This window comes from Streptomyces sp. NPDC091209 (assembly GCF_044757755.1).
GTDB lineage: Bacteria > Actinomycetota > Actinomycetes > Streptomycetales > Streptomycetaceae > Streptomyces.
Map to the genome: position 1 here is coordinate 71,785 of NZ_JBIVVR010000003.1, position 9,356 is coordinate 81,140.

The following is a 9,356-nucleotide window of genomic DNA, read 5'->3' on the forward strand; positions in this document are numbered from 1 at the left end:
CCTCAGGACTGGACCGTCAGCATGATCAGCACCAGCGCACCCGCGTAGGCCAGCGTCGTGTTGACCGCCCTCAGGCCAATTGTCAGGAGAAGGAAGCCCAAAAGGCCGAGTGTGCCGAAGGCCCCCTGGAGCTCCTGCTCGACACCTATGAGCGTGATACCTACGCATATCTCCACCCACTCCGACTCTTTCACGGTCCCCCCCAGACGAGCGTCAACCTGTCGACCAATTGGACTGGTTGTTCAAGGTTGACTGTTCCCGGTCGGAGTGATCCGTTAACCACCAGTCCAATAAGTAGGGATTCTTGACGGGGAGTGGTGTCAGCGCTGCCCGAAGGCGGTAGGTTCAGTCTGTGACTGCATCAGATCCTGAGACCGGTCCGGAAGGCGACGAGAGCGGCGGTCGGCCGTTCCAGCGTGTGGAGACCGCTCTGCGGCTGCGGCTGGCGGACGGGACGTACCGCAAGGGCGACATGCTGCCTTCGCAGCGGGCCCTCTCGGACGACCTCAGGGTCTCGCGGGACACCGTCCAGAACGTTCTGAAGGTGCTGGCCGAAGAAGGATGGATCACTTCCAGGCGGGGCAGCGGCACCAGGGTGCTGAAGGTCCCGTCGGCGCCCACCCCTCAAGGCCGTCCCCAGCTCTACAACTTCATGCACGACGCGTTCCGGCAGCCCGAGGTGTCCTTGGACGTCTCCGCTCTGACGGGCGAGTCGTTCGTCGGCCTCTTCGATCTGCAGGTGGGGCGCGTCGAGGCCGAGGAGATCGCTCCGCGCCGCGTGCGCGTGCGGATGCTGCTGCCCTCGGAGGACGTGGACCTGCTGTACCCGCGGGCCTGGGATCCGAAGGACGGCCGGGTCCACCGGCGCTGGCGGAACAGGGCGCGGATGAACGTCGCCGACATGAACGACTTCTGCGAGCGGCTCAGGGCCAAGGGGGTCGACGCCGGTCTGGAGGTCCACAGGGTCCAGTGGACCCCGCAGTTCAAGCTCTACATCGTCAATGACGCCGACGCGCTCGTCGGCTTGTACTCCCCGGTCAGGGGGCGGATCAGGCTCGAGGACGGGATGAGCATCGTCGACGCCGTGGACGTCAAGGGCGTCGGCGCGACCCTCCATCACCATCCGCGGCCCAAGGCGGAGAACGCCCGCCAGGGCTCGTACTTCGCCGACTGCCGCGACTGGTTCGACTCCAACTGGGAGCAGCTCGCCAGGCAGCCGAGGTCTGGCCGAAACGAACCCGGCTGAGGGCGTCGACTGTCGGGTTCGGGCAGAAAGGTGTCCACATGGTGACACGCTGTGAGGGAGATCACGCCACCGGCTACGCTGTGCGCCCATGGCACCTCACCTGCCCCCTGGAGCACACCGGGCCCTGGTGCGCGCCCTGGCGGAGGTGCAGCGACGCCGTCCCGGTGGTGCCACTGTCATCGGACATCACAACCGCAACTACATCTCATCCCTCGGCGGGCCCCTGGCTTATTTGCTGGGTGCGGATTCCGGACAGACGCGGGCCAAGTTCCGGATGCCGTTCGAGACGGTGGAGGTCGTGCCGCGCCACTGGCGGCGCGAAGCGGATGTGCTGCGGGTGGTGAGCGAACGGCTGGGCGAAGTACCGCGCTGTCTGGCGGACTTCGGCACGTGGTCCGTGCACCAGTACCTCGCGGGCACCTCACTGGCCGACGAGATTCCCAAGGGCCCGGTCGGGATCGATCACCTCAGAGCGCTGGCGGCCTTCTTCGGCCGTCTGGCCCAGGTGCCGGTCGACGCCCTCCCGGCCCCCCCGGGCGACTGGCCGGCGGACGGCGACAGCACCGGCTTCCTGCGCCGGCTGGCCCGGTTCACCGAACAACGGGTGCACCTGCCGAACCGGCCGCGCTTCGGACGGCTCTTCGAGGCGGTCGGAGTGCCCCGGGACGCCGTGGACCGATTCCTCTCGTCGGTGCCGGACCTCACCCGACGCCCGTTCGCCCTGCTCCACACGGATGTCCACCGGGCCAACGTGGTGCTGACACCGGCGGAGCACGGCGACCGACGGGTCGCCGTCATCGACTGGGAACTCGCGCTGTACGGAGACCCGTTGCACGACCTGGCCACGCACCTCGTGCGGATGGACTACGACGAGTCGGAGCGGGACCTCATGACCCGGCTGTGGGCCGGCGCGCTGGGAGACGCGGGCCATGCGGACATGACGGCCGGACTGGACAGTGACCTGCGCCGTTACCTGGACTTCGAGTACGCCCAGTCGGTGTTCCCCGACATCATGCGCGCGGCTCTGGCCCTGCCGGCCCGGCCGCGGGACGCCCACTTCGAGACGGCCGCCGAGGGAGTGTGCCGCGCGCTGCGACGCGCCTGGCGACCGCTCGCCCTCGGAGGCGAACCCCTGGACGAGCCGGCCGCGGCCCACGCGCTGCGGCAGTGGCACACCTCCGACCGGGCCGGGAGCAGGCCCAGGAACGAACCCGGGGAAGAGCCGAAGGCCGAATCCAGGGGCGACGGCGGGCGGTCACGGGCCGGGACGGCGGACGGGTCCGGCGGCCGGTGGCAGTACTCCCGTGGGCGCTGGGCCGCCCGGGTGACGTTCGGCGGACCGGCGGACGACGAGACGCGCCCCGACACCTGCGCGTCGCCGGAACGGCTGGAAGCGCCGCAACGGCCGGATCCGCCGGAACGGCTACGACGCCCGGAGCCCCCGCAACGGCCGGAACCGCTGGAAGGCCTGGAACGACATGGCTGTTGACGTCGACGCGATCGAGGACGTACGCGCCCTGCTCGCGACCGCGCGCGGAGTGCTCTTCGACTTCGACGGCCCCGTGTGCCGCCTGTTCCCCGACGGCTCGTCGCTGCCCGTCGCGAACGAACTCCGGGAGCTCGTGGCCCGCGAGGGCGCCCGGAGCCTTCTGACGGCGGGGGAGGCGAGGGACAAGGACCCGCACGCCGTCCTTCGGGCCGTGCACCGGGGCCGGCGGGAGCACGCGGGCCTGGTCGGGGTGCTGGAGGAACGGGTCAGCGTCCGGGAGCTGGACGCGGCCCGGAAGGCAAGGCCCACCCCGGACGCGGCGCGGCTCATCCGGGAGCTGTCCGGAAGGGGACTTCGGCTCGCCGTGGTCACCAACAACTCGTCCCTGGCCGCCTCCTCCTACCTGGAGGAACACGGGCTCCGGGGCTGCTTCGACGTGGTCCACGGCCGTACCAGCGACGTCCATCTGATGAAGCCGCACCCCGATGTCGTCATCCGCGCGCTCCGGAGCCTGCGGCTGCGCCCCGAGGACGCGGTGATGATCGGAGACTCGCCGGCGGACGTGCGGGCGGCGGCGCGGGCCGGAGTGCGTTTCATCGGGTACGGCCGCAACGCCCGCAAGGAGTCGGAACTGCGCGGCGCGGGCGCCACCGTCGTGGTCAGCTCGTACGCCCTGCTCCTTGACGAGGCGTGAGAACGCGGATCCCCGGGCCGAACGCCTGACGACCGCGGTGCCGGCACCGTGGGAGGCGGCGGTGGCGTTGTCGCGCCGGCGGCGAAGCTACGCTTCACATCCATGAGCAGCGGCAACGCGGGACTGCGGGAACGCAAGAAGCAGCGGATGTACCAGGCCGTCTCCGACACCGCCATCGGCCTCTTCCTGGAGAAGGGGTTCGACGCCGTGTCCGTCGCCGAGGTCGCGGCCGCCGCCGAGATCTCCAAGCCGACGCTCTTCCGCTACTTCCCGGCCAAGGAGGACCTCGTCCTGCACCGGTTCGCGGACCACGAGACCGAGGCCGCGCGGGTCGTCGAGGAGGGCCGGGCGGCCGGGCGGTCCGCGATCGACGCGCTCCGCGAGCACTTCCTGGACGCGCTGCGCCGCGAGGACCCCGTCACCGGGCTCAACGAACATCCCGCCGTCCTCGACTTCCACCGGCTGCTCTACGGGACGCCGTCGCTGGTGGCGCGGATGTACGGGTACCTGGAGCGGTCCGAGGCCGCGCTCGCCGAAGCCCTCGCCGAACCGCTGGGCGCCGGGCTCGACGCACGGCTCGCCGCCGGGCAGATCACGGCCGTGCGCCGCATCCTCGCCGAGGAGAACCTGCGGCGGATCGCGGAGGGGGAGCGGGTGACGGACGTACGTCCGGACGCCGTGGCGGCGGCCGAGCGGGCCTTCGCGCGGTTGGCGGCGGGTTTTCCCGGGCTCACCTGAAAACGGTCTTCCCGGGTTCATCCGAGCGGGCGTGACCGGGCCGAGGCGGGCGTGACCGGGCCGCAAAAGCGTGACCGGGTTAAGAATGTTACTCGGTTACGTTATTCCGGTACTCTGGATGGAATGACGCCACCCGACCCCGTCCGACGGCATGCCCCGGACCTGCCGCTCGCCCGCTCCCTCTCCCGCGAACGCGCCTTTCACGACACCTGCCGCGCCGCCCTCGCCGCGATGGTCGACGGTGCCGAGGAGCAGGTCGTCACCGGCGAGGACGTCTCCGCCTCCGGTGCCGACGCCGAAGTGCTCGGGTACCAGCTGCGCAGTCAGGCGAAGGAAATGCGGGAGCTGCCCCAAGGCCCTTTGTTCTTCGGCCGGTTGGACTTCCAGGGCTCGGTCGCGGCGGCCGGTGACCATGCCGGGCAGAGCTATCACATCGGGCGGCTGCGGATCAGGGAGCACCCGGCCGCCCCGCCCCTCGTCGTCGACTGGCGTGCCCCCGTCTCGCGCGCCTTCTACCAGGCGAGCGCCCGCGACCCCCAGGGCGTCGCCGTCCGCCGCCGGTTCGGCTGGGCGCCCGGCAGCCGCGGCGACTCCGCCGATCTCACGGGGCTGGAGGACGAACCCGTCGGGGCGGAGCGGATCACGCCGGACCCGATGGAGGACGGGACCGTCGGGAGCGGGTCCGGTCGAGGCGGTTCGATCCTCGCCGGGGAGATCGAGCGCCCCCGCGTCGGCCCCATGCGGGACATCGCCGCCACCATCCAGCCCGAACAGGACGATCTCGTACGAGGTGATCTGACGGCCTCGGTCTGCGTGCAGGGCGCCCCGGGCACCGGCAAGACGGCCGTCGGCCTGCACCGGGCGGCCTACCTCCTCTACACGCATCCGCAGCGCATCCGCCGCGGCGGCCTGCTGATCCTCGGTCCCAACCGCACGTTCCTGTCGTACATCGCGGAGGTCCTGCCCGCCCTCGGGGAGACCGGCGTACGCCAGTCCACGATCGGGGAGGAGATCGCCCGCCACCCGGTGACCGCCGAGGACGACGAACGTGCCGCCGTCGTCAAGCACGACGCCCGGATGGCCGAGGTGCTGCGCCGGGCGCTGTACGGGAACATCGGCCTGCCGGGCGACGCCCTCGCCGTGCCGGACGGCACGTACCGCTGGCGCGTCCCCGTCGCCGTACTGCGCCGCATCGTGGACGACGTACGCGCCGAGGAACCGCCGTACGCCGTCGGGCGGGAGCGGGTGCGGACACGGGTCGTGCGGTATGTGCGCGAACGGGCCGAGTGGCGGGCGGGGCCGCAGACGAACGCCTGGGCGCAGCGGATCTCGCGGACCCGGCCGGTCGGTGAGTATGTCGACGCGGTGTGGCCGAAGGTGCGGCCCGAGGAACTGCTCGCTCGACTCCTCACCGACGCCGAGGCGTTGGAGCGGGTGGCCGACGGCGTCCTCGACGCCGACGAGCGGAAGGCGGTCCTGTGGGCGAAGCCGCCGCGTTCGTGGAAGTCGGCACGCTGGTCGGGAGCCGATCTCGTTCTCCTCGACGAGATCGCCGGACTCATCGAACATCCCGAGGGATACGGCCACTTGGTGATCGACGAGGCGCAGGATCTGTCGCCGATGGAGTGCCGGGCCATCGCGCGGCGGGCCTCCTTCGGATCGCTGACCGTGCTCGGCGACCTCGCGCAGGGCACGACTCCCTGGGCCGCACGGGAATGGGACGAACTCCTCGTCCATCTCGGCAAACCGGACGCCTCCGTCGTCCCCCTGACGGTCGGATTCCGGGTGCCCGAGGTCATCGTCCAGCTCGCCAACCGGGTGCTGGACCGCCTCGGCGTGGGCGTTCCGCCGGCTCGATCCCTGCGCGGGGACGGCGCGTTGAGGATCCTGCCGGCCTCCGACCCGGCGGCCGGGACCGTCGCCGCCGTGCGGGAGGCGCTCGCGTACGAGGGATCCATCGGCGTCATCACCGCGGACGCGGACCTCGAAGGAGTACGGGAGGCGCTCGCCGCCGCGGGGATCAGCGCCGCCAAAGTCGACGAACTGGGCGCCAGGGTCGCGGTGTTGCCCGCGAGCCTCGCCAAAGGACTGGAGTACGACCATGTCGTGGCCGTGGAACCGGCCGCGATGGCGGAGGCCGAGGCGCGCGGTCTGCACCGGCTCTATGTGGTGCTGACCCGGGCGGTGTCCCGCCTGGACGTGATCCACGCCCGCCCGCTGCCCTGGTGACCTCCGCCCGTCTTCCCCGTCCGCGACCCGCCCCTCTTCCCCCGTCCGCGACCCGGCGCGCCGTCCGTATGTCACACATGCCGCGGTCCACTCGTCCATGAGAGGAGAGCCGGTCGTGTCCTCGGGGGGCATCGGGCGGGATCGGGCGGAATCGGAAGGTGATGGTCATGAGGGTGTTCGTGGCAGGCGGGACCGGGGTCCTGGGGCAGCGGCTGGTGCCGCAGCTCGTGGCCCGAGGTCACCAGGTGACGGCGACGACGACGAGCGCGACCAAGCTGGGAGTGCTGCAGCGGCTCGGCGCCGACGGCGTCGTGATGGACGGACTGGACGCGAGCTCGGTCGGCGAGGCGGTGGCGGGCGCCCGGCCGGACACGATCGTCCACCAGATGACCGCGATCTCCATGGCCCACGCGGGCAAGCCCGACATCAAGCACCCGGACCGGTGGTTCGCCACCACCAACCGGCTGCGCACCGAGGGCACGGACCATCTGCTGGCCGCGGCCGGGACCACCGGTGTCCCCCGCTTCGTCGCGCAGGGCTACGCCAGTTGGAACGGCATCCGCGAGGGCGGCTGGGTGAAGACGGAGGAGGACCCGCTGGACCTGATGGAGGGGACGGCGGCGCACGCGGGGATGCTGGCGATGCGCCATGTCGAGGAGGCGGCCCTCAAGGCGGGCGGAGCGGTCCTGCGCTACGGCGCCTTCTACGGTCCCGGCGCCACGGACGATCAGGTCGAGCTGGTGCGCAAGCGGCAGTTCCCGCTGGTCGGGCGGGCCGCCGGGCACAGCTCGTGGATCCATCTCGACGACGCGGCGAGCGCCACCGTGCTGGCCGTGGAGCAGCGGGCGACGGGCGTTTTCAACATCGTCGACGACGACCCGGCCCCGGCGTCCGAATGGCTGCCCCACCTGGCCGCCTGCGCGGGGGCGAAACGGCCGATGCGGATTCCCGTGTGGCTGGCGCGACTGCTGGCCGGGGACCAGGCGGTGGTGATGATGACCGAGGGGCGCGGTTTCTCCAACGCCAAGGCCAAGCGGGACCTCGGCTGGCTGCCGCGCCATCCGTCCTGGCGCCAGGGCTTCGCGGAAGCGCTGGCCTGACCGGGACCGCGCCCCGATCGAGGACCAGGCTCTGTACGGCGGCCCAGACGCCGACCGGGTCGTCCGGCAGCCCCTCGATCGGTGTCGTACGGAGAGTGACGTGACACACTTTTGCAAGCAGGTGCTTGCAATAGTTAGCGAGGGTGCGGCAAGGTGGAGTCATGGCATCGCTCAACGTCGGCAACCTTGGTGAGTATCTGCGGGAACAGCGGCGCACCGCGCAGCTGTCACTGCGGCAGCTCGCCGACGCCGCCGGGGTGTCCAATCCGTATCTGAGCCAGATCGAGCGCGGGCTGCGCAAGCCGAGCGCGGAGGTACTCCAGCAGGTCGCCAAGGCGCTGCGGATCTCCGCCGAGACGCTGTATGTGCGGGCCGGCATTCTCGACGCCGAGCGGGACCGGGACGAGGTGGAGACGCGTGCAGTCATCCTCGCCGATCCCACGCTGAACGAGCGGCAGAAGCAGGTGCTGCTCCAGATCTACGAGTCCTTCCGCAAGGAGAACGGATTCGAGATCGCGCCGGCGGACGGGACCGCTCACGGCATCGAGGTGCCCGGCACCGGCGAAGGCCGTGGCGCCGGCGCACCCGAGGCTCAGGACATACCGGACGCCCAGCCTTCACCGGACACCGCCGTCCGCGGCCCCCGCACGGCCGACGGCAGCGATGCCGATCCGCAGCAGAGCGCGAGCTGACCGCATGCGGATCACCAAAACCCTCAGCTGAAAGCGATTACGGGAGGACCATCGCCATGGCCATCACCGACGACATCCGCAAGGCCGCCACGGACCCGACCCCGCTCTACTTCCTCGCCGGCACCGCCGACCTGGCCGTTCAGCAGGCGAAGAAGGTCCCCGGCATCGTGGAGCAGATCCGCGCCGAGGCCCCGGGGCGCATCGACACCGTGAAGAACATCGACCCCAACGCCGTCCAGGAGAAGGCCACCGCCCGCGCCAAGGAGGCGCAGGAGACCCTTCAGGCCAAGGTGACGGAGCTCCTCAGCACCCTCGACACCGACCTGAAGAAGCTCGGTGAGTCCGCCCAGGACTTCGCCCTGCGCGGTGTCGGCGTCGCCGCCGAGTACGCCGTCAAGGCCCGGGAGACGTACGAGAAGGTCGCCGAGCACGGCGAGCAGACCGTGCGGACCTGGCGCGGCGAGGCCGCCGAGGAGATCGAGGACTTCGCCATCGCGGTCGAGCCGAGTGCCGAGCCGGTCGAGGTCAAGGAAGAGGAGAGGCCCACGGCCGACGCCGAGGACGCTCCCTCCAAGAAGAACCCCGCGAAGAAGGCCCCGGCGCGCAAGCCGGTCGCCAAGAAGACGGCTCCGCCCGCGAAGTAGGCGAGCGGCGGCAACACGACTCCGCCTTACGCGGACGGGCCGGGCACTCTCTGAGTTCCCGGCCCGTTCTCCGGGTACGGTGGCGGTAGAGACGACTCGGACAGGGCGGTGGGCATTGTGCTGATGACGGCATTCGGCGGTCTGATGTGGCTGATCTTCACAGCCATGCTCGTACTCGCCGTGGTGGCGCTGGTGTTGGCCGCGGTCGCCCGCGAGGACGCCTACCGTGCCGCCGACAAGCAGAACAAGATGTTCTGGCTGATCATCCTCGGCATCACCGTGGCCGTGAACCTGTTGGTGCCGATGCTCTTCCTGCAGATCGCGGGCCTGATCGCCACGATCGTCTTCTTCGTCGACGTCCGCCCCGCGCTGCGCCAGGTCTCCGGCGGCGGCCGAGGCCACCGCGGCGGAAGCAGCAGCGACGGCCCCTACGGCCCCTACAACGGCGGCCGGTAGGACCCACCGCCCGAGACGCGCGGGGACCCACCGCCCGAGACGCGCGGGGACCCACCGCCCGAGACGCG

The 9,356-nt window shown here is 71.0% G+C and carries 10 protein-coding genes; 9 read left to right on the forward strand and 1 reads right to left on the reverse strand.

Annotated features, from left to right (window positions below; genetic code table 11):
* Nucleotides 1-2: 2 nt before the first annotated feature.
* Nucleotides 3-176 carry a hypothetical protein gene (locus ACIQRL_RS10530; RefSeq protein WP_401329756.1) on the reverse strand — a complete coding sequence of 58 codons (174 nt, stop codon included), beginning with the start codon at nucleotides 174-176 and terminating at the stop codon, nucleotides 3-5.
* A gap of 176 nt (nucleotides 177-352) precedes the next feature.
* Between ACIQRL_RS10530 and ACIQRL_RS10535 the strand changes: the two genes are divergently transcribed.
* The 9 genes from ACIQRL_RS10535 (at nucleotide 353) to ACIQRL_RS10575 (ending at nucleotide 9,288) form a co-directional block, all read left to right on the forward strand.
* Entirely contained in the window at nucleotides 353-1,246 is an 894-nt protein-coding gene (locus ACIQRL_RS10535; protein WP_401329758.1) for a GntR family transcriptional regulator, read from the forward strand.
* A gap of 88 nt (nucleotides 1,247-1,334) precedes the next feature.
* Nucleotides 1,335-2,735 (forward strand): phosphotransferase family protein, encoded by a 1,401-nt coding sequence (locus ACIQRL_RS10540; RefSeq protein ID WP_401329761.1) that lies wholly within the window; start codon nucleotides 1,335-1,337, stop codon nucleotides 2,733-2,735.
* Nucleotides 2,725-3,429, forward strand: a complete 705-nt coding sequence (locus ACIQRL_RS10545; protein WP_401329764.1) for an HAD family hydrolase — start codon at nucleotides 2,725-2,727, stop codon at nucleotides 3,427-3,429. The genes ACIQRL_RS10540 and ACIQRL_RS10545 overlap by 11 nt, the downstream gene beginning before the upstream one ends.
* A gap of 102 nt (nucleotides 3,430-3,531) precedes the next feature.
* Complete coding sequence (locus tag ACIQRL_RS10550; RefSeq protein ID WP_401329766.1) at nucleotides 3,532-4,167, forward strand: TetR/AcrR family transcriptional regulator; 636 nt, start codon at nucleotides 3,532-3,534, stop codon at nucleotides 4,165-4,167.
* A 123-nt stretch (nucleotides 4,168-4,290) separates the two neighbouring features.
* Entirely contained in the window at nucleotides 4,291-6,396 is a 2,106-nt protein-coding gene (locus ACIQRL_RS10555; RefSeq protein WP_401329769.1) for a HelD family protein, read from the forward strand.
* A gap of 161 nt (nucleotides 6,397-6,557) precedes the next feature.
* Nucleotides 6,558-7,496 (forward strand): NAD-dependent epimerase/dehydratase family protein, encoded by a 939-nt coding sequence (locus ACIQRL_RS10560; RefSeq protein ID WP_401329771.1) that lies wholly within the window; start codon nucleotides 6,558-6,560, stop codon nucleotides 7,494-7,496.
* A gap of 161 nt (nucleotides 7,497-7,657) precedes the next feature.
* A complete protein-coding gene (locus ACIQRL_RS10565) occupies nucleotides 7,658-8,188 on the forward strand; it encodes a helix-turn-helix domain-containing protein (RefSeq protein ID WP_401329774.1) in 531 nt (176 codons plus the stop codon).
* A gap of 56 nt (nucleotides 8,189-8,244) precedes the next feature.
* Nucleotides 8,245-8,832 (forward strand): hypothetical protein, encoded by a 588-nt coding sequence (locus ACIQRL_RS10570; protein ID WP_401329776.1) that lies wholly within the window; start codon nucleotides 8,245-8,247, stop codon nucleotides 8,830-8,832.
* Nucleotides 8,833-8,949: 117 nt separating this feature from the next.
* Complete coding sequence (locus ACIQRL_RS10575; protein WP_401330790.1) at nucleotides 8,950-9,288, forward strand: DUF2516 family protein; 339 nt, start codon at nucleotides 8,950-8,952, stop codon at nucleotides 9,286-9,288.
* The last annotated feature ends 68 nt before the right edge of the window (nucleotides 9,289-9,356 follow it).